The sequence below is a fragment of the Lysobacter soli genome, from assembly GCF_003382285.1.
Classification (GTDB): domain Bacteria; phylum Pseudomonadota; class Gammaproteobacteria; order Xanthomonadales; family Xanthomonadaceae; genus Lysobacter_J; species Lysobacter_J soli.
The window spans coordinates 1-26528 of record NZ_QTJR01000002.1; the positions used below are offsets into that span (position 1 = coordinate 1).

The 26528-nt window shown below is 67.8% G+C and carries 27 protein-coding genes; 10 read left to right on the forward strand and 17 right to left on the reverse strand.

Features of this window, described 5'->3' with window-relative positions:
- The 3 genes from DX912_RS03255 to DX912_RS03265 form a co-directional block, all read left to right on the forward strand.
- The coding region (locus DX912_RS03255) for a benzoate/H(+) symporter BenE family transporter (RefSeq protein ID WP_181902687.1) at window positions 1–481 on the forward strand (481 nt) is incomplete at its 5' end.
- Between the two features lie 351 nt (window positions 482–832).
- The gene (locus DX912_RS03260; protein WP_115841059.1) at window positions 833–2356 is read left to right on the forward strand and encodes an ATP-binding response regulator; all 1524 of its coding nucleotides are present in this window, start codon (window positions 833–835) and stop codon (window positions 2354–2356) included.
- Between the two features lie 157 nt (window positions 2357–2513).
- Window positions 2514–2987 carry a hypothetical protein gene (locus tag DX912_RS03265; protein WP_115841060.1) on the forward strand — a complete coding sequence of 158 codons (474 nt, stop codon included), beginning with the start codon at window positions 2514–2516 and terminating at the stop codon, window positions 2985–2987.
- A gap of 76 nt (window positions 2988–3063) precedes the next feature.
- Here DX912_RS03265 and DX912_RS03270 read toward each other — a convergent pair whose 3' ends face one another.
- Window positions 3064–3882: an SEL1-like repeat protein gene (locus DX912_RS03270; RefSeq protein WP_147298550.1), complete on the reverse strand. Its 819-nt coding sequence runs from the start codon at window positions 3880–3882 to the stop codon at window positions 3064–3066.
- Between the two features lie 310 nt (window positions 3883–4192).
- Between DX912_RS03270 and DX912_RS03275 the strand changes: the two genes are divergently transcribed.
- The 4 genes from DX912_RS03275 to DX912_RS03290 all read left to right on the forward strand — a co-directional run bounded on the left by DX912_RS03275 (window position 4193) and on the right by DX912_RS03290 (window position 7846).
- Window positions 4193–4495 carry a putative quinol monooxygenase gene (locus DX912_RS03275; RefSeq protein ID WP_115841062.1) on the forward strand — a complete coding sequence of 101 codons (303 nt, stop codon included), beginning with the start codon at window positions 4193–4195 and terminating at the stop codon, window positions 4493–4495.
- A gap of 31 nt (window positions 4496–4526) precedes the next feature.
- The gene (locus DX912_RS03280; protein WP_115841063.1) at window positions 4527–5228 is read left to right on the forward strand and encodes a TMEM175 family protein; all 702 of its coding nucleotides are present in this window, start codon (window positions 4527–4529) and stop codon (window positions 5226–5228) included.
- Window positions 5229–5606: 378 nt separating this feature from the next.
- The gene (locus tag DX912_RS03285; protein ID WP_115841064.1) at window positions 5607–6746 is read left to right on the forward strand and encodes a glutathione-independent formaldehyde dehydrogenase; all 1140 of its coding nucleotides are present in this window, start codon (window positions 5607–5609) and stop codon (window positions 6744–6746) included.
- Between the two features lie 17 nt (window positions 6747–6763).
- Window positions 6764–7846, forward strand: coding sequence for an SMP-30/gluconolactonase/LRE family protein (locus DX912_RS03290; protein WP_115841065.1), 1083 nt, complete (start codon window positions 6764–6766; stop codon window positions 7844–7846).
- Window positions 7847–7867: 21 nt separating this feature from the next.
- Here DX912_RS03290 and DX912_RS03295 read toward each other — a convergent pair whose 3' ends face one another.
- The 9 genes from DX912_RS03295 to DX912_RS03335 all read right to left on the reverse strand — a co-directional run bounded on the left by DX912_RS03295 (window position 7868) and on the right by DX912_RS03335 (window position 16148).
- Complete coding sequence (locus tag DX912_RS03295) at window positions 7868–8695, reverse strand: hypothetical protein (protein ID WP_181902688.1); 828 nt, start codon at window positions 8693–8695, stop codon at window positions 7868–7870.
- Window positions 8696–8900: 205 nt separating this feature from the next.
- Window positions 8901–9449 carry a lipocalin family protein gene (locus DX912_RS03300; RefSeq protein WP_115841067.1) on the reverse strand — a complete coding sequence of 183 codons (549 nt, stop codon included), beginning with the start codon at window positions 9447–9449 and terminating at the stop codon, window positions 8901–8903.
- A 1-nt stretch (window position 9450) separates the two neighbouring features.
- The gene (locus DX912_RS03305; RefSeq protein ID WP_115841465.1) at window positions 9451–10509 is read right to left on the reverse strand and encodes an SAM-dependent methyltransferase; all 1059 of its coding nucleotides are present in this window, start codon (window positions 10507–10509) and stop codon (window positions 9451–9453) included.
- 8 nt (window positions 10510–10517) lie between these two features.
- Window positions 10518–11297 (reverse strand): DUF1295 domain-containing protein, encoded by a 780-nt coding sequence (locus tag DX912_RS03310; protein WP_115841068.1) that lies wholly within the window; start codon window positions 11295–11297, stop codon window positions 10518–10520.
- Window positions 11294–11830: a DUF2878 domain-containing protein gene (locus tag DX912_RS03315; protein ID WP_115841466.1), complete on the reverse strand. Its 537-nt coding sequence runs from the start codon at window positions 11828–11830 to the stop codon at window positions 11294–11296. Before DX912_RS03315 ends, DX912_RS03310 begins: the two co-directional genes overlap by 4 nt.
- Window positions 11830–13101, reverse strand: coding sequence for an SAM-dependent methyltransferase (locus DX912_RS03320; protein ID WP_115841069.1), 1272 nt, complete (start codon window positions 13099–13101; stop codon window positions 11830–11832). Before DX912_RS03320 ends, DX912_RS03315 begins: the two co-directional genes overlap by 1 nt.
- Window positions 13098–13901, reverse strand: a complete 804-nt coding sequence (locus DX912_RS03325) for a DUF1365 domain-containing protein (protein ID WP_233433460.1) — start codon at window positions 13899–13901, stop codon at window positions 13098–13100. Before DX912_RS03325 ends, DX912_RS03320 begins: the two co-directional genes overlap by 4 nt.
- Window positions 13886–15196, reverse strand: coding sequence for an NAD(P)/FAD-dependent oxidoreductase (locus tag DX912_RS03330; protein WP_115841070.1), 1311 nt, complete (start codon window positions 15194–15196; stop codon window positions 13886–13888). The genes DX912_RS03325 and DX912_RS03330 overlap by 16 nt, the downstream gene beginning before the upstream one ends.
- A 1-nt stretch (window position 15197) precedes the next feature.
- Entirely contained in the window at window positions 15198–16148 is a 951-nt protein-coding gene (locus DX912_RS03335; RefSeq protein WP_115841071.1) for an acyl-CoA desaturase, read from the reverse strand.
- Window positions 16149–16377: 229 nt separating this feature from the next.
- Between DX912_RS03335 and DX912_RS03340 the strand changes: the two genes are divergently transcribed.
- Entirely contained in the window at window positions 16378–17160 is a 783-nt protein-coding gene (locus tag DX912_RS03340) for a hypothetical protein (protein WP_147298551.1), read from the forward strand.
- Here the strand turns inward: DX912_RS03340 and DX912_RS03345 are convergent.
- Entirely contained in the window at window positions 17157–17819 is a 663-nt protein-coding gene (locus DX912_RS03345; protein WP_233433461.1) for a response regulator, read from the reverse strand. The genes DX912_RS03340 and DX912_RS03345 overlap by 4 nt on opposite strands.
- Window positions 17820–17902: 83 nt before the next feature.
- On the opposite strand from DX912_RS03345, the gene DX912_RS03350 reads away from it, so the two are divergent.
- A complete protein-coding gene (locus tag DX912_RS03350) occupies window positions 17903–19486 on the forward strand; it encodes a sensor histidine kinase (protein ID WP_181902689.1) in 1584 nt (527 codons plus the stop codon).
- A 17-nt stretch (window positions 19487–19503) separates the two neighbouring features.
- Here DX912_RS03350 and DX912_RS03355 read toward each other — a convergent pair whose 3' ends face one another.
- Complete coding sequence (locus DX912_RS03355) at window positions 19504–20262, reverse strand: tryptophan-rich sensory protein (protein ID WP_115841074.1); 759 nt, start codon at window positions 20260–20262, stop codon at window positions 19504–19506.
- A 357-nt stretch (window positions 20263–20619) separates the two neighbouring features.
- On the opposite strand from DX912_RS03355, the gene DX912_RS03360 reads away from it, so the two are divergent.
- Entirely contained in the window at window positions 20620–22140 is a 1521-nt protein-coding gene (locus DX912_RS03360; protein WP_181902690.1) for a PAS domain-containing protein, read from the forward strand.
- A gap of 24 nt (window positions 22141–22164) precedes the next feature.
- On the opposite strand, the gene DX912_RS03365 is transcribed toward DX912_RS03360, so the two are convergent.
- From DX912_RS03365 to DX912_RS18550, 5 genes are all read right to left on the reverse strand, one after another.
- A complete protein-coding gene (locus DX912_RS03365; protein ID WP_115841076.1) occupies window positions 22165–23334 on the reverse strand; it encodes a zinc-dependent alcohol dehydrogenase in 1170 nt (389 codons plus the stop codon).
- A gap of 9 nt (window positions 23335–23343) precedes the next feature.
- On the reverse strand, window positions 23344–23853 hold the full coding sequence (locus DX912_RS03370) for an SRPBCC family protein (protein ID WP_181902691.1): 510 nt from the start codon (window positions 23851–23853) through the stop codon (window positions 23344–23346).
- 343 nt (window positions 23854–24196) lie between these two features.
- On the reverse strand, window positions 24197–24976 hold the full coding sequence (locus DX912_RS03375) for an HvfC family RiPP maturation protein (RefSeq protein WP_233433462.1): 780 nt from the start codon (window positions 24974–24976) through the stop codon (window positions 24197–24199).
- Window positions 24966–25826, reverse strand: a complete 861-nt coding sequence (locus DX912_RS03380; protein ID WP_115841078.1) for an HvfB family MNIO-type RiPP peptide maturase — start codon at window positions 25824–25826, stop codon at window positions 24966–24968. The genes DX912_RS03375 and DX912_RS03380 overlap by 11 nt, the downstream gene beginning before the upstream one ends.
- Window positions 25827–25906: 80 nt before the next feature.
- Window positions 25907–26446 carry an HvfA family oxazolone/thioamide-modified RiPP metallophore gene (locus tag DX912_RS18550; protein WP_115841079.1) on the reverse strand — a complete coding sequence of 180 codons (540 nt, stop codon included), beginning with the start codon at window positions 26444–26446 and terminating at the stop codon, window positions 25907–25909.
- Between the last annotated feature and the right edge of the window lie 82 nt (window positions 26447–26528).

Sequence of the window (26528 nt, forward strand, 5' to 3'; positions counted from 1 at the left end):
TGCCGCGATCCGCGCCGCGGGCTACCCGATTCCGATCTCGCCTGTCATCGGCTGGACTGGCGTGGCGAACGTGCTGCTGGCGCCGTTCGGCGCGTTCGCGCTCAACCTGGCCGCGATCACCGCCGCGATCTGCATGGGTCGCGAGGCGCATGAGGATCCTGCGCGCCGCTACGTGGCATCGGTCGCGGCCGGCGTGTTCTACATCGTGGTCGGCTTGTCGGGCGCCACGGTGGTCGCGCTCTTCGCGGCGTTTCCGAAGGAGCTGATCGTGGCGATCGCCGGCATCGCGCTGCTCGGCACGCTCGGCAGCAGTCTTGCCGCTGCGTTGCGCGAAGAATCCGAACGCGAGGCCGCGCTCGTGACCTTCCTGGTCACGGCGTCGGGCCTGTCGCTGTGGGGCATCGGCTCGGCGTTCTGGGGCATCGTCGCGGGTGTCATCACGATGGTGGCGTTGATGCGGCCCAAGCCCGCGCGGCCCTGAGCGCGGGAAAGAAGCCGGAAGCACCGCCATCCCGGCGAAAGCCGGGACCCAGGCCTGCAACGTGCGGGCACGCTGGAAGCGGTGAACCATCCATCGTCATTCCAGCAAACGCTCGAATCCATTTTGTCTCTGCATCTGATGCAACACGCAACAGCGAAGCGGAGGCGGCGGGCACCGCCTGCTCACAAAACTGAAAGATCAGCCGCACGGCAGACGAGGTCGCCCGACTTCACCGCATTGCCCGGAGCTTCGGCATGTGCCCTCACGCCGCCATGACCCGGCCCGGTGCATGAGTAAGGCCGATTCACGAGATACAGGGCGCCGGCATGCCCGACGCTAGCCACCGCGACCATGGACAACTCGAACGGACACGGCTGGCGGCGATGGGCCGTGGCGGTGGGTGCGGTCCTCATCGCCTGCCTCGCGCGCGCGGTGCTATGGCCGGACCTTTTCCGCGAAGCGACGTTCATGCCGCTGTTCGGCGCCGTCCTGCTGTCCGCGTGGTACGGCGGCCTCGGGCCCGGGCTGTTGGCCGTGGCGCTCGGTGCGGCTTTCATGGCGTGGACCATCTTCCCGCCGCTCGAGAACTTCGCCGTCTCAGATCCCAGAAGCCAGCTGGGAATGGCCTTGTACCTCGCGTTTGGTACGGGCATCTGCCTTGCGTGCCACTCGCTGCATGCGTCGCGACGACGCCAGCGCGTGGTTCAGGCCGCGCTGCACGAGGTCAAATTGCGTGAGGCGATGACGGTGGCCGAGACGGCGCAGCTCGCGGCGGAGGCGCAACGCAAGGATCGTTTTCTCGCAACGCTCGCGCACGAGCTGCGCAACCCGCTCGCGCCGGTGCGATACGCGGTGGAGATCGCGCGGCGCAATCCCGCCTACGCGTCCGATGCGCTTGCGACGATCGACCGCCAGGTCGACCACCTGAGCCGGCTCGTCGAAGACCTCATGGACGTCAGCCGCATCGCGCGCGATCGCCTGGAACTGCGTACCGGCATCGTGCGTGCGGAGGACGTGCTCGCGGTCTCGCTCGAAACCGCGCGCCCGGTCATCGAAGGCGCCCGGCATCGGCTGGACATCGTCGAGCCCGATCGGAGATGGGCGCTGGAAGGCGATCTCGTGCGAGTCGCGCAAGCCATCACCAATCTGCTCAACAACGCGGCGAAGTTCACCCCGCCGGACGGCACCATCCGCGTGGAAGTGACCGCGGACGATGCGACGCTGTCGTTCACCGTGACGGACAACGGCGTGGGGATCGACGCGAACGACATCGAACGCCTGATGCAGCCGTTCGAGCAGGGCGTCCCGCCGCCGCACATGGCATCGTCGGGACTGGGCATCGGGCTGGCGCTTTCGCGCCAGATCGCGCAGCTCCACGGCGGTTCGCTCGTGCTGGAACGCGGGCCCGATGGCACCGGCACCCGCGCGACACTTCGCCTGCCGCGTGCGAGCGACGTGGCGCCTGCCGTCGATCCGGCGCTCCCTGCGCGAAGCAGTGAAGCGATCAGCGTCCTCGTTGCCGACGACAACGCCGATGCCGCCACCACGCTGCGGCTCATGCTCGAGCTCGAAGGGCATACGGTGCATGTGGCCAGCGACGGTGAAGAAGCGTGCCAGCTTGCCGAGGCGGTGCGTCCGGCCGCGGCGTTCATCGACCTCGGCATGCCGCGCCGCGATGGCCTGCAGGTGTGCGGCTGGATTCGCGGCCGACCCTGGTCGCGCCGCACGCGGCTGATCGCGCTCACTGGATGGGGACAGGCGTCGGACTTCGAGCGCACGCGGCGTGCAGGGTTCGATGCGCATCTGGTGAAGCCCGTCGATTCGGACACGATCATGCGGGCGCTGCGCGGCGAGGACCGTTCTGCGGCAAATTGAGCGCGCGTTGCACGGTTGGTCACGGGAACTTGCTGGCGTGCTGGCGACGCAACGCGAACGGGCCGAGCGGGGCGTCGAGCTACCGCCATGAAGCGGACGCCCTGCGGGGCGATAGCCGCGATGCTAATGTCCGCTACCGACCGCGGATATCAAGCCGATGAAGTGCGCGACCGCCCTCGTGGCTCTGTTGCTTGTGACCATTTCGGCTGACGTCCTTGCCGCTACCTCGGGACGCGATGACGCGCTGTGCGGAGAACTAGGGGAGTTCCTGGCATCGGTCCTTCCAGATGAGCAGCGCGCCATCACGCTTCACACCTATTGGGGCGCCAAGGAGGAGGGCGACAGGATTGTCATCGCCTCCAGAAGTTGCGAACACGACGACTACGAACCGGGGAAGAAGCTGTGCGCCTATCTGATGGAAAACAGCTCAACCGAGTTCCCGGGTTACAACACCCAGCGGGTTCTCGCCTGTCTGGCCCCACCGGGACTCCCAGGCGATCTCACGATCAGCAGCGGTTCCTTCTCGACCGACTATGGCTCGCCTGGTCGCGGTGCGCTGGTTGACATAGAGCTGAGCCCCGGCAAAGAGCCAGGTGGCATGACATTGCGCCTCAAGGCAGATGGTTACTGATCGGCTGCAAGGCCAAACGTACGCTCCAGCCGCGCGCAGCATCCGGAGCCTCGGCTCCGGATGCAATCAATAGCGGCTACTTCGACTTCTTCATCGGCGAAACCGGTCCGACGGCGGTCGAGCCGATACCGTCGAGCAGCGCATCCTGCTCCTTCCAGTAAACGTCGAAGTTGACGCCGCCGGTGCGCCCGTAGACCTGCTCGGGCGTCACCGCGTCGGCGATCATGTAGGCACCCGCGTTTGCGCCGATTTCGGGCATGAAAATGCCATTCAGAGGCTTGCCCGCGATTTCCATCATCTGGTTGCGGTAGCCCAGGCGACTGCCGGTCATGTCGCGGGCGAACGCACGCATCAGGCCTTCGGCACGCGGCTTTGCAACCTCGTCGCCATAACGAGCGTAGAAGTCGCTTCCAAGCGCGAGTGCGCGTGCCTGCTCGGCGGGGGTCATCAGCGACCACATCTTCTCGCGGATGAGGAGCAGCGTCCGACTGCCCCGTTCGGCCGCCAGGTCGGCCCAGACGTACGCCTGCGCGCGATCCTCCGCCACGCCGGCTCCGTGCCAGTACATCAGGCTCAGGTAGTGCTGCGAATACTTGTCCGCATACCGGGCGGCCGTCATGAAATGACCGATGGCGTCCTCGCCGTCTCCCCTCAGGTAGGACTTCAGGCCGAACACGCGCTGCAGTTCGTTCGGCTTGTCCTTGGACGCCATGACGACGGCGTCGAGCTCCATGAAATTCTTTTCGCTGAGCCGCAGGTCCTGTCCTGGGCCGCTGTGCGCACCTGCCGTACCTACCGCGAGCAACATCGCCAGAACCAACACGTTTCCATGGATCATCACTGCCATCTCCCTGTGCACGATGAGTGGTGTCGTTCGTCCCCGGGACGTGCGCAACGAAGCGCAAGCGCGCGAAGGCGGCAGGTCCCGCCAGAACCCTACCGGCTCCCCGGGCGCACCGCAAACGTGCGCTCTCCACCCGCCACAGCGCACGCGCGCGGAAGATGCCCGCGTCCGCTTTCGAACAAGGCAGAGCCCGTTATCGCGGCCGAACCGTCGACGGCATGGTCGGCGCGATGCGGCGACGTCGCCGATGCATGGCCGTGCGAGCCGAAGCCATCCGCCGTCAGCGAAGTGAACGGATCCGCGCCGGACTTCACGGACGAGGGGCGTAGGGTGGGCGGCTCCAAACCAGAGGAGGCGTGCCATGGTCAAAGTAGCGCTGCTCGTCCGCCTGGAAGCCAAGCCCGGAAAAGAGAAGGACATGGAGCAGTTCCTGCTGAGCGGCCTTCCGCTGGTCGAGGCGGAGCCCGCCACGACGGCATGGTTCGGCATTCGCCTGGGGCCCTCGACGTTCGGCATTTTCGATGCGTTTCCCGATGAGCCGGGTCGTCAGGCGCATCTGGGCGGCAAGGTGGCCGCTGCCCTCATGGCGAAGGCCGGCGAACTGTTCTCCTCGCCGCCATCGATCGAGAAGGTCGACGTGCTTGCGGCCAAGTTGCCCGGCTGATAACGGTCAACAACCAGTCGGCTTCCCGATAATGATTCGCAAGGAAGGCAACAACCAGCACGGCTCGCACACGCACGGTGCCGAGCGCGGGCTCAGTCGGTTCGAGGGATTCAGCGATGCGGTGTTCGCCATCGCTCTGACGCTTCTGATCGTCGAGATCAAGGTGCCCGGATCGCCCGACGGGCCACAGGGCTACAGCGACCTTGTCAGTGCAATCGCCGAACAGCGACGCGAATTCCTCGCGCTCGCCCTGTGTTACGTCGTGATCGGTGCCTACTGGATCCAGCACCATTACTCGGGACGGATCTACGCGAAGAGCGATCACTGGTTCGGCGTGATCAACCTGCTGTTCCTGCTGGCCATCGTCGTCATTCCGTATCCGGTCCGTGTCTGGTGCTTCCATTACGGCACGGACTTCGAGCCGATCGCGTCGGTGATTCTGGTCGCCGGCCTGGCCGTGACCGCCTGCACCTGGATGGCGAAGTGGTTCTACGGCATGCCCGGTCGCCGCGTGATGGACCAGCGCCTTGCGCCCGATTTCCTCCGGCAGATGACGCGCCGCTACGGCATCGCGACGCTGGTCCAGATCGTCGCGGTTCCCATCGCGGTCGTGGCGCCACGCGTCGGCGTCGCCGTCGCGCTGTTGTGCATCGCCTTCTTCCTGCTGCCGCAGCCGAAGCCGCGCTACGTGCCCGGCGAGGAGCCGGACGAGGACGAGAAGTTGAAGGAGTAGCTGCGCGCGCGAGTCCACGCGCGCCAGCGCCGGCGGTTTGCGCTGCCGGCGAGTAGTCACCCGCCGGCTCCGCTGCAATGCGCAGGCATCGCAGCGACATGCTGTCGCGACTCGTTGCTCGTGGTGTCGTTCCGAACGATCCCGCAACCGCTGCGCGCGTTGCTGCTGCACATCGCGCAACAAAAACCGCCGCGCGCAAGGTGACCATCTGAAGCGACGATGCGGCGAAACGGACTCAAGCATCAGCACAAATTTGCGCATTCCACTCGCGGCCGCTTATGCACGACGCGAACTTTTCGGAGCGTAGGATCCATCGCTCCAGCACAAGACCCACTCCACTGCTGGCACGTGTCCACGTAGCCCATTCCTGGAGGTCCCATGCGCGCACTCGTCTATAACGGACCGCGCGACGTCAGCGTCGTCGAGCGGCCGGATCCCACCATCGAAAAGCCCACCGATGCGCTCGTTCGCATCACCACCACGAACATCTGCGGCTCCGACCTGCACATGTACGAAGGCCGCACCTCCATGGAGAGCGGCCGCATCCTCGGGCACGAGAACCTGGGTGAAGTGATCGAAGTCGGCAAGGCGGTCGAACGCGTCAAGAAGGGCGATCGCGTCTGCCTGCCGTTCAATGTGTCGTGCGGTTGCTGCGAGAACTGCGAGCGCGGCTTCACCGGTGCGTGCATCCGCGCGAATCCCGGTGGCGTGGGCGCCGCGTACGGTTTCGCCGACATGGGCCCGTACGCCGGTGGCCAGGCCGAATACCTGCGCGTGCCGTACGCGGACTTCAACTGCCTGGTCCTGCCCGAGGACGCGGAGGAGAAGGAAAACGACTACGTGATGCTCGCGGACATCTTCCCGACCGGCTATCACGCGACCGAACTCGCCGGCGTGCGGCCGGGCGAGAGCGTGGTCATCTATGGAGCCGGCCCCGTCGGCTTGATGGCGGCGTACTCGGCCACGATCCGCGGCGCCTACCAGGTGATGGTCGTCGACACCAACAAGGATCGACTTGCGCTCGCCGAGCAGATCGGCGCGATCCCGATCGACGACACCGAGCAGGACGGCGTGGAACAGGTGCTCGAACTCACCAACGGCCTGGGCGCGGACCGCGGCTGCGAATGCGTCGGCTACCAGTGCTTCAACTGTGCCCAACGCGAAACGCCGGGCCTGACGATGAACAACCTGGTGAAGGCGGTGAAGGGCACCGGCGGCATCGGCGTGGTCGGCGTGTTCGTTCCGCAGGACCCGGGCGGTGCGACCGATCTCGCGAAGGAGGGCAAGATCCCGTTCGACATCGGCATGTTCTTCTACAAGGGCCAGCAGATGGCCATCGGCCAGTGCCACGTCAAACGCTACAACCGCTACCTGATGAACCTCATCCACGCCGACAAGGCGACGCCGTCGTTCGTGATCTCGCACGAGCTGCCCCTGCAGGACGCGCCCGAAGGCTACGAGAACTTCGACGCGCGCAACGATGGCTGGACGAAGGTCGTGCTCAAGCCCGGCCGCTGACTGGAGTGCATACCGACATGGCGACGACCCGATCAGAGCGTGCCGAATCGACCGCGCGAGGCCGCGCGCTTTCGGCCATTTCCGACCCGCGCCTGGTGGAAGTCGCGCGCTTCGACCACGAGGTCACCGGCGTCAGCGTGAGCGAGGACGGCCGCATCGAAGTGTCCGTCGCCGAGTTGCTGCCGGACGGCAGCCTGCGCCCCTATCCGGACGCGCGCTGGAACGAATGGCGCAATGCGAAGAAGAACGCGTTGTCGCCCGGGGACCGCTGGGTCTGCGTGCAGAGCGTGGTGGCGGACGGCCGCGGCTCGCTCTGGGTGATCGATCCCGCTGCGCCGGCGACGGCGTTCCTCGTGCAGGGGGGACCGAAGCTGGTGCGCATCGATCTTGCGAGCGACGCGGTCGTGCAGACCATCGCGTTCGACGAGCAGATCGCCCGCGAGGGTTCGTACCTCAACGACGTGCGCTTCAGCCCGGATGGTCGCCACGCCTACATCACCGATTCGGGCACGCGGGGCGCGCTGGTGATCGTCGACCTCGAAACGGGCCGCGCGCGGCGCGTGCTCGACGGCCATCCCAGCACGCAGCTGGAGAAGGACGTGGTGGTCACGCATCAAGGGCAGGAAATCCGCCGACCGGACGGCCGCGGCGTGGAGTTCAGCTCCGATGGCATCGCGCTTTCGCCCGACGGCGAAACGCTTTACTGGCAGGCCGTCACCGGCCGCACGCTGTATCGCATCCCCACGCGCGTGCTGCACGACGCGTCGCTGTCGGAACACGAGGTGGCCGACGCGGTGGAGATGGTCGGCGAGAACGGTGTCTCCGATGGTCTGTGGATCGATCCACAGGGACGCATGTACATCTCGGCGCTGGAGGAAGACGCGATCAAGGTCCGCGACGGCGACCGCGTCGAGGTGCTGCTGCAGGACTCGCGACTGCGATGGCCCGACACCTTCTCGCAGGGGCCGGACGGCACGATGTACGTCACCGCGTCGCGTATCATGGACAACGCCTGGCACGATCCCGAAGCGCCGGCGCGGCTGTCGACGACGCTGTTCCGCTTCACGCTGGAGAACCAGAAGGACGCGCGGCGGCACTGAGGCCGCGCGGACGACTCGCCATCACCCGCATTGATTCGTCAACGGCACCTGCAGGGCCTGCTCATAGGCGCTCGCTGACGCATCGAGGCGTTGGGGCGCGGGCGGGAAGTCGATGCGCACCTTCATTGGTGCCCCGTCCGATTCGCGTATCGTGCCGAGGCCTTCGAAGGTGCGAAGGCGACGCGTGGTGGCGTCGTAAGTGACCTGCATGCTCGGCGCGACGAAGTCCAGCCAGCTGTCGAGGCTCAGCCGGAACCGCACGAGATCGGCCGACGGCGCATCCACGCGCTGCACGCGGATGGGTATCCGCGCATCACGGCTGGGCACGACGAACTGCACGCGCGCCGCCGAACCGCTTGCGAGCAAGTTCCAGCGCGTACGAACCCAGGCGTCGAAACCCGCGTCGATCACCGTGTCGGCGTCGACCGCTACCGTCCGCTCGCGCACGGGCGCGGACCTCGATGCACGCCAGTACGCACGACGCGTGCCCGATCCACCCGCGACCCCTTCGCGATAGCCGTCGCGGGCATCGTCGAACTCGAAATCGGGTGCGCCCGGCAGCGCGGTATCGATCACGCGCTTGCGCGCGAACGCGCGTCCATCGGGACACCGGTACACGACCAGCCGACTGCGTTCCTTGCCGACAGTGCGGATCCAGTGCTGCTCCTCGTACAGAAGGCGCCCGGTGCGCAGATCCGTGGCGCGGCCCGTCGTCCGTTCGAGCGTGTTTCCCTCGGCGTGGCTGCTGGCGAACAGCAGGAAGGCGAGCACGCACGTACCGCCCGCCATCGCGAACGGCCGTGCGTGTCCGCCGGGGGATGGCCCGCCAGCTTTACCGGTCCGGCTCATGGGACCAGGTCTTCACGTGAGCCGTACCGATGGGAATGCCGGCGGTGAACGCCGACACGCCGCCGATGAGCGCTGGAGTGCGCATGGAATCTTCCTCGTCCGTAGGGGGCCGCGCGTGGTGCGCGCGGCGATCCCAGCTACTTCCCGCGTGCACCGCGCCGCCAGCGGACAAGCACGCAACCGGGCTCGGTAGTTGTACGCAGGATCAGGGTGCGTTCCCGCTGACGGTCTCCGGCCAGCGTTGCGGCACCTTGCGTAGCTCGTCGATGTGGTAACCCATGTCGCGCAGGCGCTGCACGGCATCGGCGTACGCCGCGTCGGAAATCGTCGGCGTGCGCGCCATGATCCAGGCGTAGTCGCGCTTGCTGCGGGCGACGATGGTGAGCGTGTAGTCGGGATCGAGATGCGAGATCACGTACTCGGCCTGGATCGGCCAGACGAACTGCATCCCCCACACCGCATTGCCCGTGCCCGCACGCACGGTGCCGACCGGTTCCATCGTGCGCACGGGCGCGTCGAAGCTTCCGCGCCGGTAGCGAAAAAGCGTCTGTATGCGACCGTCCTCGCGCATCGAGTAAGACTCGATGGCGTTGTAGGCCTCGCGCTCGGGGAACGAAGGGATGTGGGCGATGACGTACCAGTCGCCCATGAAGCGCGGGATGTCGACCTCCGCGACCTTGGGCACGGTCGGCGCGGTGTGGGCGCAGCCGCACAGCGCGAGTACGCCTGCGATGAGTGCGGATGGAAGTTTCATGTCAGTCCTCCCGCACGAAACGGTAGTGGGCCACCTGCCATTCCTCGCCACCGCGATATCCGAACAGCTCCGCGCACGCCATCCAGAACATGCGCCAGCGCTGGTTCCACAGTGCCGCGGCGTCGCCATAGGCCTGGCGCAGATGGCCCATCACCGCATCGCGTCGTGCATCGTGGTTGGCGAGCCAGTGGTTGGCCGTGCGCTCATAGTGTTCGCCACCCATCATCCAGCGCTCGTCCAGCCGCAACGCCTGTTGGAAATGCAGCAGCGTGTCGGCGGCGGGCATGAGGCCGCCGGTGAAGAAGTGACGGCCCATCCAGTCGTCCTCGCCGTCGACCTCGAACGGATAGAGCAGGGTACGGTGGCAGAAGATGTGCACGAACAGGCTGCCGCCGGGACGCAGCCACCGCGCGATGCGACGCATGAGGATGTCGTAATTACGCATGTGCTCGAACATTTCCACCGAGACGCAGCGATCGAACGCGGTGTGGTCGAGTTCGAGCCGGTTGACGTCGCAGGTGATGACGCGGACGTTGTTCAGACCCAGCTCGCGGCAGCGGGTGAGGATGTGCTCGCGCTGCCCGTGCGAATTCGATACGGCGGTGATGCGCGAATGCCGGTAACGCTGCGCCATCCACAGCGTGAGCGAGCCCCAACCGCAGCCGAGTTCGAGGATGTCCAGGCCGTCGGCCAGTCGCGCGCGCTCGGCATAGAGTTCGAGCATGGCCTCTTCGGCTTCGTCGAGCGTCTCGCGGCCGCTGGGGTAGTAGCAGCACGAATACTTCAGCCGTGCTCCCAAGCACTCCTTGAAGAACGCGGCCGGCAGTTCGTAATGCTGGCGGTTGGCCGCATCGGTGTGCAGTGCGAGCGGGCTGTGGCGCAGATCCGACAGCCGCTGCGTCATGCGTTGCGACTGCATCTGGATGCCGCCGATGCGCTCGTCGGACAGGCGTTGCGCGCATAAACGGCGAACGCCCAGACGGACCACGGCATCGGGCAGGAGACCGCGTTCGGCCATGCCCAGCAGGCCGGGCGCGGGCAAATCGGGGATCGCATGCATCACGGTGCTCATCTGTCTTCCTTCGGGAACCAGGGGAACAGCATTGGAGTGGAACGCTGGTAACGGCGGTAATCGTCGCCGCGCGTGCGCAGCGCCTGGCGTTCGGTATGCGGAACGCCGCTGAGCCAGCGCAGGAACACGTACATCGTCAGCGGGCCGGACCAGGCCAGCCACGCGATCGGCGAGCCCACGGCGAGCAGCACGTAGGCGAACCAGTGCAGCCACTCGAAGAAGTAGTTGGGATGCCGGCTGTAGCGCCACAGGCCGGCGCGCATCGTTCGCCCGCGGTTTTCCGGCTGCGAGCGGAAGCGGGCGAGCTGGGCGTCTGCGATGGTCTCGCCGACGACGGACACGATCCACACCGCCACGGCCGCCCACAGCAGCCCGGGGGATTCCATCCGATTGCTTGCCACCGCCGCGAAGGGCAGCGCGAACAGCACCACTAGCAGCGCCTGTGCCTGGAACAGCGCGAACCATCGCAACGGCGCATCGCCCCAGCTCTCGCGCAAGGCGGCGTAGCGGCCGTCCTCCTGTTCGCCGCGCACGCGACGCCAGAGGTGCCACGCGAGGCGAAGCCCCCAGAGTCCGCCGAGCAGCGCGAGCAGCAGGCGCGGCATCGTCGCGCCGTCTCCCAGCGCCGCGAGCAGCACCGCCGCGCCTGCGACCCCGCCCGCCCACACGACGTCGACCAGCCCCGCGTTGCGATGCCGTTGCTGCCACCACCACGCCAGCGTCTGCGCCGCCGCCGTGAGCGCCCACACCAGCAGCAGCGACGCGCCCATGCTCATCGCGAGCCACCCATCGCGAGTGGTCGGGACACGCCGCCGCCACGCGCATGTCGCGCCACGAGCGTGAGCGCGCAGGTCGCGATCGCCCAGCCGATCGCCAGCGCGATCGTCGCCTGCACGGAGGCGACCAGCTCGATGGCGCCCAGCCGCTGCGCACCGACATACGCCAGCGGTCCGCCCACGGCACCGAGGACGATCGCCATGGCCGGACGCAGCCACGCGAGCGAATGGTTGATCGTCATCGCGAACGCGGCCCAGAGCGCGAGGATCCACGCCGGCGCGGGAAGCGCGGCGATACTGCCGCGATAGTCGATCCAGCCCAGTTGCGAGAGCAGCCCGTCGAACACGAGGCCCGTGAGAACGGCGCAGCCGACCAGCCACGCGTCAGCGCGACGTCGCGCCGATGCGCACCACTGCAGCGCGACGAACGCCACGCACGCGACGACGCCAATCCACGACGCGCCGTGGGCCGCGCCGAGCACGCAGGCCCACCACGCGATCTGGAAACCGGCAAAGTTCGCGAACGCGTGCATCACGCCTCCGCTGTCCCAGTTGCCTGCGCGTGAGGCCGGTAGCCGGGGCGCGCGAAGAGCATCTGCGCGACACCGATCGAACGCTCGCGAAAGCCGCCTTCGCAATAGGCGAGATAGAACTCCCACATGCGGATGAAGCGCTCGTCGAACCCGAGCGCCCGCACCTCCGGCAGGCGGTCCAGGAAGCGCTCGCGCCACGCCTGCAACGTGCGTGCATACGACAGGCCCATGTCTTCCAGATGCAGCAACGCGAGATCGCTGGCCGCGGTCTTCGCCGACATCATCGCCGCGATGGACGGAATGAACGAGCCCGGGAACACGTGGCGCTTGATGAAATCCACCGAGCGCACTGCCTGCTCGTAGCGGTGGTCCTCGATGGTGATGGCCTGCACGAGCGCCAGGCCGTGGTCGGCAAGCCGTTCGCCGATGCACGCGAAGTAGCGCCGCAGGTTCTCCGGCCCGATCGCCTCCACCATTTCGATCGAGGCGAGCTTGTCGTACGTGCCGTCGAGCTCGCGGAAATCGCGCATCAGCACGGTGACGCGATCCTGCAGTCCGGCTTCGGCGACGCGCTGACGCGCGAGTTCGTACTGCTCGCGCGAGAGCGTCGTCGTAGTGACGTGGCATCCGTGTTCGCGCGCGGCGTGCAACGCGAAGCCGCCCCAGCCGGTACCGATCTCGAGCACCCGCTCGCCTTCGCGCAGGTCGAGCTTGCGGCAGATCGCCTGGAGCTTCCGAGTGGATGCGACTTCCAGCGTGTCGTCTTCGCGTTCGAACAATGCCGACGAATACATCAGGTCGTCGGACAGGAACAGGCGGAAGAACGTGTTGCCGAGGTCGTAATGCGCCGCGATGTTGCGGCGCGCGCCCGACGCGGTGTTCCTGCGCAGCGCGTGGGCTGCACGGAACGCCCAGCCGGCCACGCGTGCCGGGCCGCGTTCCACGTCGTCCAGCAGGTCGCGATTGCGCACGAGCAGCCGCACCAGGCCGACCAGGTCGTCACACGCCCAGGCACCGTCCATGTAGGCCTCGGCGGCGCCGACGCTGCCGCCGAGCGCAACCGCCCGATAGAAGCGCGCGTCGTTCACGCGCAACGTCGGCAGCGGCGCACCACCGGCGCACTCGCCGAGCGCGGCCGATCCCCATGGATCACGCAGCGTGACGGCGCCGGAGCGCAACGCGCGCAACTGCGAGACCACGCGATCGCGCAGGAGCCGGTCGACGACGCCGACGTCGGGCAGGGAAAGGATTTGCTGCGCGGTGTCGCTCATGGTGCCGTGCCCTTGGCGGGATGGGGGTGGACAGGCGTGCGCTTTAGCCACAGCTTCAGCGCCTGCCAGTGGATGGCGCCGATGACCTGCAGGGTCATCGCGGGATATCGCCACAGCACGCGCGAAAGCGCAGCCGCATCGAGCGGGTGGCGCTCGAGCGACAGCGTGGCGTCGAACTCGCGCGTGTCGCCCTCGCAGACGTTCATGTGCACGTGCAAGGTGTCGCCGGGCGGCGTGAAGGACCACGCGTAGCGGCGCTGCATCGCCATGAACGGCGAGACGTGGAAGGTCTTGTCGAACTGCCAGTGCAGTGCCCGTCCGCGTGGTTCGGCGTCCGCGACCGGCAACACGTAGGCGTGGCGTTCGCCCCATGGCGTGTTGGTGATCTCGGCCACCACATGTTCCAGCGTGCGGTGGTCGGGCCCGTAGCAGTAGTAGAAGCTCACCGGGTTGAACACGTACCCGAAGTAGCGCGCGTGCGTGAGCAGGCGGATCGGTCCGATGGGTCGTGCGCCGGTAGCCGCCGTGATGCGCTGTCGCACGGCCTGCGCGAGGGACACGTCCGTCGGCCCCAGGTAGTCGCTGCGGCGGAACTCGCCGAGATTTCGGCCGTGCGTGGACCAGAGCGGATGCGCGTCGAGGATCGTCTCCACTTCGTCCAGGTCGAGGAACAACTGCGCCATGCGGTAATCGAACGCGTGCCGACGCGGCGCGAAGCGGCGGTGCCGCACCGTGCCTTCGTACAGTGCGCTGCTGCGCGGTCGCGTGCGTTCGCCGCCGTCGCTCATGCGCGGCCCCATGCGAGGTTTCCGGGCGCCGCGTCATCGATTGCGCGCGGCTCCGGTGCGAGGTCCGGCCATGCGACGCCGAGCGATCGGGCGACCTCGACGGCGCTGCGCAGTCCGTCCTCGTGGAAGCCCCAGCCCCAGTACGCGCCCGCGAACCACGTGCCGCGCCGCCCCTGTATTTCGTGCCGGCGCGTCTGCGCCGCGACGGCTTCTCGCGTGAACACCGGATGGTGATAGCGCACGCGCTTGAGGACGTGGCACGGGTCGACCGCATCGCCGCGATTGAGCGTCACCACCACGGGCGTCGATACAGGCAAACCCTGCAGCAGGTTCATGCAGTAGCTGACGGTGCACGCCTGTGCCTCGTCGGCGCCGATGTGCGCGTTCCAGGCCGCCCACGCCTTGCGGTTGCGCGGCAGCAGGCGCGGGTCGGTGTGGAGGACGACGTCGTTGGGCTGGTAGGCGATCGCGCCGAGCACGTCGTGTTCGCGGTCGTCCGCATCGGACAGCAGCGAAAGCGCCTGGTCGCTGTGGCAGGCGAACACGACCTGGTCGAAGGTCTCCTTTCCCTCGGCGGTGGTCAGTACCACGCCGTTCTCCAGTCGTCGCACGGCCTGCACCGGCATGGCGAGTCGGACGTATGCCGACCACCGCTGGCGGAGCGCTTCCACGTAGCGCCACGAACCGCCGCGCACGACCTTCCACTGCGACCGCCCGGCGAGCTGCAGCATGTGGTGGTTCGCCATGAACTGCACCAGGTGCCGCGCGGGAAAGTGCAGGATCTGCCCGGCGGGCGCGGACCACAGCGCGGAGGCCATGGGGACAAGGTGATCGTCGCGGAACGCGTCGCCGAAGCCCTGCGCGTGGAGGTAATCGCCCAGCGTGGGGCCGGGCTCGTCGCCGGCGAGCAGCTGCGGCGCGATGCGGTAGAACCGCACCAGGTCGGCCAGCATGCGCAGGAACCGCGGCGACAGCAGGTTGCGACGCTGGCAGAACAGGCCGTCGAGCGAGGTCGCGTTGTATTCCAGCCCGGTGCGTTCGTTGTGCACCGAGAAGCTCATCGTCGTGTCCTGCGTGGAGACGCCGAGTTCGCGGAACAGCCGCGTGAGCAGCGGATAGTGGTCGGGGTTGTGCACGATGAAGCCGGTGTCGACGTCGAGCGCGACGCCGTCCACGTCCACCCGGTGCGTGTGGGTGTGTCCGCCGAGGTAGTCGTTCGCCTCGAACAGCACGACCTCGTGTTCGCGCGACAGCAGCCACGCGGCGCCGAGTCCGGAAATGCCCGATCCGATGATCGCGATGCGCATGTCAGTGCCTCGCCCGCGCCCAGACCCACGCCGGCACGGGCTTCAGATCGCGCACCAATCCGACGGACGACAGCAGCTTCAGCCCGTACCAGGTCAGGTCGATCTCCCACCAGCGAAAGCCCTGCCGCGCCGTCCCCGGGAAGAAGTGGTGGTTGTTGTGCCAGCCCTCGCCGAAGGTGAGCAGCGCGAGCAGGGCGTTGTTGCGGCTGTCGTCGCGCGTGTCGAAACGCCGGCTGCCGAAACGGTGCGCCAGCGAATTGATCGTGACCGTCACGTGGAACAGCACGATGGTCGACACGAAGAAGCCCCACACGACCAGCTGCATGCCGCTGGTGCCCAAGGCGGGCGCGACGTGCTGCAACAAAGCGCCCAGCCCGTACAACGCGACGGCGAGCGCGACCGGAACGGCGATGTCGTACCGGTCGAGCCAGCGCAGTTCCGGGTAACGCGCGAGGTCCGGCACGCGCGACAGGTCGGTGGCGAACGCACGACGCGTGAGGAACCAGCCGACGTGGCTGCGCCAGAACCCGTGCACGCCGGGCGAATGGAGGTCTTCCGGCGAATCGGCATTCGCGTGGTGGTGGCGATGCTGCGCCGCCCACCACAGCGGCCCGCGCTGCACGCAGGAGGCGCCGATCAGCGCGAAGGCGAACTGCACCGGACGCGAGGCGCGGAACGTGCGATGCGAGAAATAGCGATGGTAGAACGCGGTGATCGCAAACATCCGCACCGCGTACAGCACCGCCGCGACCGCCACCGCCGTAGCCGAGATGCCGACCCAGAACACGCCGAGGCAGGCCAGGTGCATCGCGACGAAGGGCACCACGCGCACGAGGTCGAGCCTGTCGCCCTCGTCGATGGCGTCGGGCGTGTCGGTGGCGCCCGCGTCGAACCATCGGCGGACCGAGGCGAGCGCGTGGACGCGCGGATTCTGGGAAGCGGAAGCGGGCATTGGGTCGCAACGAAGGATCCGGGACGCTTTATGGCATGCGGCGTCCGGCGGCCACATCCGTAGATTTGCGTAGGCCGCGGTCCTTTCGGGAAGTACCGGTGCCGACCGCGCGAAGTTGCGTAGTTGTACCGAAGGCATGCGACGGCGGCGGCGCTAACGTCGAAGTGACGCGGCTGCGCATCCATGCGGCCGCATCGTGCCCACGACCATTCCCTGGATGGAGATGCTCATGAAAGCGATGACGATACTGGCGAGCGCGTGCCTGGTCTGCGGCTCGGCGCAGGCCGCCGGCCCCGAACCCGGCCGCTTCTCGTTGACCCTGCTCGGCGGCGGCGATATCCCCATCAGCGGCGACGTGCACGATGGCGCGACCGTCGACGTGCCCGATCTCGGCCCGCTCAACCCGGCGCTGGCCGGCGTCGACGCGCAGTTGCGCATCGGTTCGCGCACGCACGAGCGCATCTACGACGTCGCCAGCACCTACGGCCTGCGCATGGCATGGGGCATGAGCGATCGCATGGAAGTATTCGGCGAGCTGCGCGAGACCCATGCGTCGGCGGGAAGCGTGCAGGTCGGCGAGGCCTACGTGCCCGCGCTCGACGTCGCGCTGCCGGTGTACGGACGGTTCTCGTCCTACCAGGCGTGGAGCGCCGAAGTCGGCGTGCGCTGGTACTTCATGGATCCCGGCTTCGCCCGTCCGTACGTGGCCGCGCGCCTCGGCGGCACGGAGACGGACGACATCGACGCGACCTTTCAAATCCCCGACGCCGACATCCTCATCCCCAACGCGCCGTTCTACGAGAAGAAGTGGGCGCTCAGCGCCGGCTTCGACGTGGGCGTGAACATCCCGCTGTCCGAGCGTGCGAGCTTCATCGCCGAAACGGGCGTGCGTTACGTCGACGACCTCGAAGGGGACGACAGCGCGATCGGGCCGCTCGGCCTGTCCCGCATCAACGACACGGGCCGGCGGGTATCCGTGCCGGTGACGCTGGCGTTGCGGTGGGATTTCTAGGAAACCGGGGGCGTCGTGCGGAGCCCGGGCGTGAGGCCGTATTCATCGGCCTTGCGCACCAGCTCCAGCGTGCTGTGCACGTCCAGCGCCTGCATGATCGCGTATTTGTGCGATTCCACCGTGCGCACGGACACGCCCAGTTCGGCGGCGATCTGCTTCGAACGCAGGCCCGCCGACACCAGTTGCAGCACCTGCATCTGCTTGTCGGTGAGCTCCTGCTTCTGGCCGCGACCGGGCGCGGCGATCACGCGCGCGCCCAGCGTCGGGGTGATGTAGGTGCGGCCGCTGCGCACCACGTGGATCGCGCGGAGCAGTTCCTCGCCGGCGGAGCTCTTGAGCACGTAGGCCGAGGCGCCGGCACGCAGCGCCTGTTCGGCGAGCGTGGGTTCGGCGTGCATCGTGAGGAACACGAACGGCACCTGCACGCCGGCCGCGCGCAGTTCGCGCATGACGCTCAGGCCGTTGCGGTCGGGCATGCTCAGGTCGGTGACCACGAGGTCGGGCGCGTACTGGTGCACGGCATCGAGCAGCGCGGTGCCGCTGGACACGCACGCCACCAGTTCGCACTCGTCTTCCAGCAGGCGCTGGAGGCCTTCGGCCACCAGGCGGTGGTCGTCGGCGAGCACGACGCGTGGTCGATCGGCGGGCATCTCGGGCATCATCGTGGAAGTGTCATCGGGCGGGGGAGGATTCCGTGGCGAGGGTACTCCACCGACGGACAATGCAGCTGCAGGAGATGGTCATGAACACGCGACGCGCGACCGGCCATCCGCTCGCCGTCGCCGGCATCGTGACGGTGTCGGTGGCGTGCTCGCAGTGGGCGTCGATGCTGCTCTGGATGCCGAACCCGCGCAGCCACATGGTGTGGTTCCCCGGCGCGGTCCTGCTCGGCGCGCTGCTGTTGCAGCCACGCCGGCACTGGTGGGCCTGCCTGCTCGGTACGGCCATCGGCGAAGCGGCGGCGTTCGGCGTGCTCGGCGTTCCGCCGCTCGCGGTCACGATCGCGATGCTGGGATCGCTCGTGCTCACGCCGGCAGCGGCCATCGCGCTGGAATCGCTGCGCAGCCGGCTGCAATCGCCGCTGGAGGACTTCCGCCTGCTCACCGCCTTCGTCGTGCTGGGCGGGCTCGCGCTGCCGATGCTCAGCGCCGCGTGGATCGCCTTTTCCATCCGCGGCACCGTACTGGAGCCGTACCTGTCCGACTGGCCGAACGTCACGCTCGCGCAGAGCCTGGGCAACCTGATGCTCGTGCCGGCCGTCGTGTGGACGGCAATGCGCCGGCGCAACGCGGTACCCCTGGACACCAGCGGCACCAGCATCGCCGTCGGCGCGGGACTGCTGGTGATCCTGTGCGTGCTGTGGACGTGGCACCTTCCGATGCAGCGACTGCAGCCGGCGCTGGTGGTCGCGCCGGTGCCGTTCCTGATCTGGGCGATGGTGAGCTTCCGCGCGGTCGGCGCCTCGCTGGCGATGCTCGCCGTCGGCCTGCTCGCGATGCATTTCAGCGTCGCCGGCGTGGGGCCCTTCATTCGCGACGACCTGGCCACCACCACCATCGCCGTGCAGCTGTGGACCGTGTCGCTGACCGTCGCGCTGCTGTACATGACCGTGGTCGTCGAGCAGCGCGCCACGCGCACGCAGGCGCTGCAGCACGCGCACCAGCGCCTGCAGTCGATGACGGTGCAGCTGATGCGCGCCCAGGAGGACGAGCGCAGCCGCATCGCGCGCGACCTGCACGACGGCGTCAACCAGTCCATCGCGTCCATCGCGATCCGCCTGAGCATCGCCCGCCAGCACGCGCAGGGGGGCGAACGCGAGCTGCTCGGCGAACTGCAGGCCGCGGTGACCGACGTGTCCGAAGACGTGCGCCGCCTCTCGCACGAGCTGCACCCCAGCCTGCTGCGCTACACCGGCCTGACGATGGCGCTGCGTTCGCTCTGCGAAGCGCAGCCGGCTGCGCTGCGCGTGCATGCGGAACTCGACGAGTTGCCCGAGCTTCCGCTCGATGTCTCCACCGCGCTGTACCGCATCGCGCAGGAGTCGCTGCGGAATGTCGAGAAGCATGCGCGCGCCAGCGAGGTCACCGTGCGCCTGCAGCGCGTGGGCGCCGACATCCAGCTGGAAATCGGCGACGACGGCATCGGCCTGGACGATCAACCGCACGATGCCCCGCGCGGACTGGGCCTGCTCAGCATGCGCGAGCGGGCGCGCGAGATCGGCGGCGAGTTGCGCCTGGTCAGCGGCCTGCACGGTGGAACGCGCGTCATCGCCCGCGTCGCCGGCATCGCTTCGCAGGCGAACCAGCGCGACGACGCCTGGCGCTAGCGGGCCGCGCTGCATCGTCACGCCTTCACGCCCAGCGGCGGCACATCGCGCGTCCACCGGAGCCACGTGCATTGAACGAGCAGGACCAGGGCGAGCAGGAGGGCCGCGATCGCCGTGATGCGCGCACCGTCCAGCGGACTGGCGGACTGCTTCACGTACAGCGCGACCAGTCCCCACACGGCCGCCGCCACGTACGGGATGTTGCCGCGCATCGCCAGGTTGGCCAGCAACAGCAGCGCCGCCGCCCCGCCCAGCAGCGCCAGGCTCCACGGCAACTGCACGGCCGTGGAAAGCCAGCCGTGCGCGACGATCAGCTGCGCGGTGTTGAGGAATGCCGCCAGCGAAAGCCAGCCCGCGTGGAGCGACAGCGGCAACCACGCGAACACCGCCTGGCCCGGCCACGCGCGGCGCACCTGCGAGAGCGCGATCGCGCAGTACAGCAGGCAGGCGAGCGCGGCGACGATGATGGCCCATGCCGCCACGAACCAGCCCATCGAGAACACCGGCATCCACGCGGCCGTCAACACGAATCCGGCCGTCGCGAAGGGCGCGATGCGTTCGCGCCGCGGGCGTCGGTCGCGGGTCAATTGCCAGCCGCCGTACGCGATGTCGAGCAGGAAGATCAGGCCCCAGATCGCGAACGCATAGCCGGCCGCGGCCAGGAGGGTGGGGTAGCGGTCCGACACGGTGCCCGTATCGGGCCCGAACGCGCCGCGCATCGTGAGGAACGCGACGACCGGCATCGACAGCGCGGCCACCAAGGGAAGGAATCGCATCTCCGTGCTCCGAGCGGGAACGCGACGATGGAACCGCATCGGCGAGCCTGCGCGCCTGCGTCGCAGCACTGGGCGGACGCCAGTAGAACTACGTAGCCGCACCTGCCGTACCTTCGCTGGCGCCCGGCCCCGGCAGCGCGGACCCTGCATGCGGCACCACTCACGACCGTGGTGTCCGGCCCCATCCCTGCGCGGGCCGGCTGCCGCGCCGGGCTCTTCCTCGACCCGGCGTGGCGGCATTCCCCTCGGACGCATCATCGCGCGGCTTTCACCTGCCGTCCTGACACTGCGCCGCTCAGGGAGGCAGCCGCTCCACACGCACGAGTCATGATGGAATCCGTCACTTCGGATCGGGGATTGCTCACCCAGATCGTCGAGCAAAGCCGCATCGGCATCATCGTTACCTCCGTGGACGACGACCAGCGGATCCTGTACGCGAACCAGGCGTTCCTGGACCTCACAGGCTATGCGCTGGACGAAGTCGTCGGCCGGAACTGCCGCTTCCTGCAGGGCGCGAACACGGCGCCGGACGCGATCGCCGAACTGCGCGAGGCGATCCGCGAAGGCAGGACGGCGGTCATCGAGCTGGTCAATTACCGCAAGGACGGCTCCGAGTTCTGGAACCTGCTGCACGTGCACCCGATCAGCGGCGCGGACGGGCAGCCGCAGTACCTGCTGGGCTACCAGCGCGACGTGACGCAGCGCCGTACCCTCGAACAGGGCCTGCAACAGGTGAGGCGGCTGGAGGCGCTCGGCGTGCTCACCGGCGGCATCGCGCACGAGTTCAACAACATGCTCCAGGTCATGACCACGACGCTGGACATGATCGAGTACCACGACGCCGGTCTCGCCGGTCGCATGGCGACGCCCATCGACAACGGGCGTGCCGCGATCGCCCGCGTAGAAGCGCTCACCCGCCAGTTGCAGACGTTCGCGAAAGGCAAGCCAGGCGCCACGGCCACCGCGCAGGTGAACGAGGTCGTCGAATCGCTGCGGGAGATCCTGACCAACGCGCTGGGCGAGGAGGTCCACGTCGAGTTCGACCTGTCGGCGACGGTGGGCAGCTGCTGCATCGATCGCGTGCTCGCCGAAACCTGCCTGGTCAACATCGCGATCAACGCCAAGGAAGCGATGGAAGGGCGCGCCGATCGCAGGCTCCTCATCCGGACGGGCCGGCGCGACGTGGGGACGAATCAGGCGCAGGTGCACCGGATCGAGCCGGGCGCGTACTTCTCCATCGAGCTGGCCGATACCGGGCGCGGGATGGACGCCGCCACGCTGGAACGCTCGCTCGATCCGTTCTTCAGCACGAAGGGATCGCGCGGCGTCGGGCTGGGACTTTCCACCGCGTATGGATTCGCGCGCCAGTCCGGCGGAACGCTGACGATCGAGAGCGAACCGGACAAGGGAACGCGCGTGACGCTGCTGCTTCCCGCCGTGCATGCCGAGACCGGCAGCGCACGCGAAGCCGGCGCGGTGGAGGACGCGCGCCGTCCGCTGCGCCTGCTGATGGTGGACGACCGCGAGGACCTCGTCTTCATCGTGCGCGACATGCTGCGCAACGAGGGCCTCGACGTGACCACCGCCAGCGACGCCAGGCAGGCATTGTCGAGACTGGAAGACGAAGGTCCCTTCGACATCATGCTGAGCGACGTCGTCATGCCGGGCGAAATGGATGGCATCGCGCTCGCGCGACACGCGCGCGAGCATTACCCCGACATGCGCATCCTGCTGATGAGCGGTTTCACCGGCCGTGAACTGGCGCCGGAAGCCGCCGAGTTCGACCTGATCGCGAAGCCCTTCCGCTTGCCGGAACTGATTTCGCGCATCCGCAAGGCGCTTGCGGCGGACTCGCGTAAGCGACTGTCGCCCGCCTGAGCGCGCTCCAAAGCTTTCCGCCAATCACGGGACGAACGCCGCGCGCACGCAGCCGTCTTCCTTCTTCTTGAACATCTCGTAGCCGCGCACGGACTCCTCCAGCGGCATGCGGTGCGTCATCAGGAAGCGCGTGGACAGCTCGCCATTGGCCGCGAGTTCGAGCAGGCGCGGAACGTATCGCTGGCCGTGCTGCTGCGCCGTGCGCACGGTGAGTCCCTTGTTCATGATGACGCCCACCGGAAACTTGTCCATCAGACCGTACACGCCGAGGATCGAGAGCACGCCGCCCTTGCGGCAGGCGTGGATCGCCTCGCGCAGCGCCTGGCCGCGATCGCTGGCCAGATGCAGCGCCTGCTTCGCGCGATCCATCGCATGCAGCAGGCCCTCGCCATGCGCTTCCATCCCGACCGCGTCGATGCACGCATCCGGGCCACGACCGCCGGTCATCTCGCGCAGCGTGTCGGGAACACTGTCCACCGCGCTGTAATCGATGATTTCCGAACCCACGATGTCGCGCGCCATCGCCAGGCGTTCGGGCAGGCGATCGATGCCGATCACGCGCCCGGCGCCGAGGACGCGCGCGCTCTGCTGCGCCATCAGGCCCACGCCGCCGCAGCCCCAGACCGCCACGGTGTCGCCCGGCGAGATGTCGCAGAAGTCCGCGCCCATGAAGCCGGTCGGGCCTGCGTCGGACAGGAACAGCGCGTCGTCGTCGCTCACCTGTTCGGGCACCTCGAAACAGCCGATATCTGCATGCGGCACGCGGATGAACGTCGCGTGCGAACCCGCATAGCCGCCGAAGGCGTGCGTGTAGCCGTAGATGCCCGCCGTCGCGTGGCCGAGTAGCGGTTCCTGCATCGCCCAGTGCGGGTTGGTGTTGTCACAGAGCGAGAACTCCTTGCGGTCGCAGAACCAGCAGCTGCCGCAGGAAATGAAGGAAGGCACGACCACGCGCTGGCCGCGCTTCACGCGTCGCACCTCGGGACCGACCTCGACCACTTCGCCCATGAACTCATGGCCGATGATGTCGCCTTCCCGCATCGTCGGCAGGTAGCCGTCGATGAAGTGCAGGTCCGAGCCGCAGGTCGTGGTGAGCCTCACCTTGAGGATCGCGTCGCGTGGATTCACCAGCACCGGATCCGGCACGGTTTCCACCCGCAGGTCGTTGACTCCGTTCCAGCACAGTGCGCGCATGGCGTTGCCTCAGGGGTTGTCGTCGTTGTCGCGGGCCGAAGGGTTGCGCTCCAGCGTCGGGAATTCACCGGTTTCGAGCAGTGCCTTGAAGCGATGCAGCACCGTGCTCACGAGCAGCTCGGGCGCCGAGCCCAGCCATTTGGCCAGCGTTTCGGCCACCACGCCGCCGGGCAGCGAGTAGCCAACGCGAAGGCTCGCCTGCGTGCCCCAATCCGCAGGTCCCGGCGTCACGGTGAGTTTGCTCTCCACGCGCAGGTCGCGGTCGCCTTCGCTCAGGTAGCGGACGCTGCGGCCTTCGTTCCACTCGACCTGTCGCGATCGGACGTCGACATGTCGATCGCCATGCGTGCGTACCGACCAGACCATCTGTTGACGGTCGCCCGACACGAGCGTGGCGCGATCGTGCAGCACGGCGCGTTGGACTTCCGGATCGCTCCAGCGCTCCAGCAACTGTTCGGGTGTTGCGCGGATGGTGAGCGAACGCTGCACCCATGAGTCCGCCGTCGAAGATGTCTCCACTGACTGCTCCTTGCTGCAAACGCGAACTTTCGTGCGGTTCGAGCGGATGCTAGGTAGCAGGAAGTGAAGGAGAAGTCTGTCGCGTGAACAACTGTTGTCGTCGCTTGCGCGCACTTACAAGCTGCGTTCGCTTGCATTCGCGTCGTCATCGGCGTGCACGGAAACCACGTACGCGAAGCGACTTTCGGAGAGGGGGTTGCAGCGCGAAAGCACAGCGCAATCGCGACGTGTTGTCATCGCACGCGCACCGTCGCCGACATGCCGGGACGCAGGCGTTCGACATCCGCGCCATCATCGACGAGTGCCACACGCAGCTTCGCCGCAATGCGCGGCGGGCAGCGGTCTAGGGCGCGTTGCTGCTGCCGTTCGTCCGGCCGATGCGGGTTCCAGGCACGACGCCGCGCTCGCGAAGGTCGCGCAACATGCGCAGGCCATCCGCCTCCAGCGCGGCCGGCTCGGCGCCGACACGCGAGGCCAGCGCCGTCAGATGCGCGCGTCCGGTCCATGCGTGTTTCGCCAGCGACTCCAGGAGGCTGTAGACGAGCGGCGAGATGCGCGTGAATTGCACCTGGTGCTCCGCATCGCGATGCACGAGCAATGTCGTCGGCGTATCCGGCGCGGCGTCGGGACGATGCTGCGGACCGATGTCGGCGACCGGCCATCGATAGATCAGCGGCATGGCAAGCGGCGACAACACGGGCACGCCATCGAGCAGATCGCCGTCCGGATCGTGCGCCGGCAGCGACGCATCGCTCACGAACAACGCCTGTTCCACCCATTCGTAGTGCGCCAGTTCCGGCAGCCACGGCGGGATCGCGGCATCATCCGCGCGGCCTTCGAGGTACGTGACGAACTCGCCGGCGATCTGCGTGAACAACGGCGTGCGGCTGCGATGGCCCGCGTAGAAGGCACGCACCAGTTCCAGCCAGATGGTCGTCCCCAGCGTTTCCCGGATGACCGGGAAGCCGCCCGCCAGCAGGCCTTCGATCGAGTGGAAGAAGAGCTCGCGATACACCTTCAGGCGACGATCCTGCACGCCCGGCGGCGGACGGTTGCCTTCGGGATCGCGGATATGGCGCGCCAGCGCGAATTGCTGCTCGCGTAGCGTGGTCTCAGGCAGCACGGGTTTGCTTCAGCAGACGCTGACGGTCGAGATGCGCCAGCTGCATCGCCCGGATGCGGTTGGTTTCGAGCAACAGCTCGTGCAGCGGCGGGAAGTTGAAGTCGCGTTCCAGCAGCGTCGGCCGCACGCCGAAGCGGCGATACGCGGCGTCGAGCAACGTCCACACGTCGTCCTTCACCGGTGCGCCGTGCGTGTCGACCTTCAGGTCGATGTCTTCGTCGTAATGGCCGGCGATGTGGTACTGCGCGACGCGTTCGGCCGGCAGGCGCGCGAGGAAATCCGCCGCGTCGTAGCCATGGTTGATCGCGTTGACGTACAGGTTGTTGACGTCGAGCAGCAGGTCGCAATCGGCCTCGGCCAGCACGGCGTTGATGAAATCGATCTCCGCCAGCGCCTGGTAGGGCGCGGCGTAGTAGCTGACGTTTTCCACCGCGATGCGTCGCTCCAGCACGTCCTGCACCTGTCGAATGCGCGCCGCGACGTGCGCGACGGCTTCGTCGGTGAACGGAATCGGCATGAGGTCGTACAGCTGGCCGTCGTCGGTGGTGTAGCTCAGGTGCTCGCTGTACATCACGACGCCAAGGCGCTGGTTGAACTCGCGCGTGCGACGCAGCAGCTCCATGTCCAGCGGCGCGACGCCGCCGAGCGACAACGACAGACCGTGCGCGCTGATCGGGAATCGCGTCGCGATCTGGCCCAGCTGTTCGCCGAACCGGCCGCCCACGCCGATCCAGTTGTCCGGCGCGAGTTCGAGGAAATCCACGGCGCCATCGTCCATCGCCAGCAGTTCCGGCATGAGGCCGCGACGCAGCCCGAGGCCGGCGGAGGCTTGCGATTCGAGGGTGCGCATGGTCGTTTCCGAACGTAGAAGACGCTCCCTCGCGGGGAGGGGACGAGGGAGCGCCGGGCGTCACACGACGTGTCGTGCGATCACTTGCCGAAGTGCGAGAACAGGCCGGCCGGCATCGGCTTGCCGTTGGCCTCGTAGGTGGCCTTGAGGAAGTCGTAGGCTTCCTTTTCCGAGGCCTTGCCGTCGCCGGACACGTCGAGCTTCGCGAAGTCGGCGGCGCGCGTCGGCGCCACGGCGATGAACTCGGCCTTCGACACGAAGCCGTCGTCGTCGCTGTCAGTCCTGGCGAACGAGGCGTCGCCACACTTGCCTTCACCGCACTTGCCTTCGGCCGTCTTCGATGCGGTGGCGGCCTTGGCCGGCTTGGCGCCATCGGCACCGCACTTGCCTTCACCGCACTTGCCTTCGGCGGCCTTCGATGCGGTGGCGGCCTTGGCCGGCTTGGCGCCGTTGGCGCCGCACTTGCCCTCACCGCACTTGCCTTCGCCCGCGGCCTTGCTGGCGGCGAGCATGTAGCCCTGGCTGAGCGGTTCGATGGCGAACGCGGACGTGCTGAGGGACAGGCCGGCGAGGGCGAGACCGAGCAGGCCGACGGTGTTGCGGGTGTTGGAGGTGGACATTGCGAATACTCCGTGGAGATACACGGCGTGTGCCGTGAGGGATGGAGCGCCGCATAGGCGGCGCGAGGAAATGCAGGTGTGC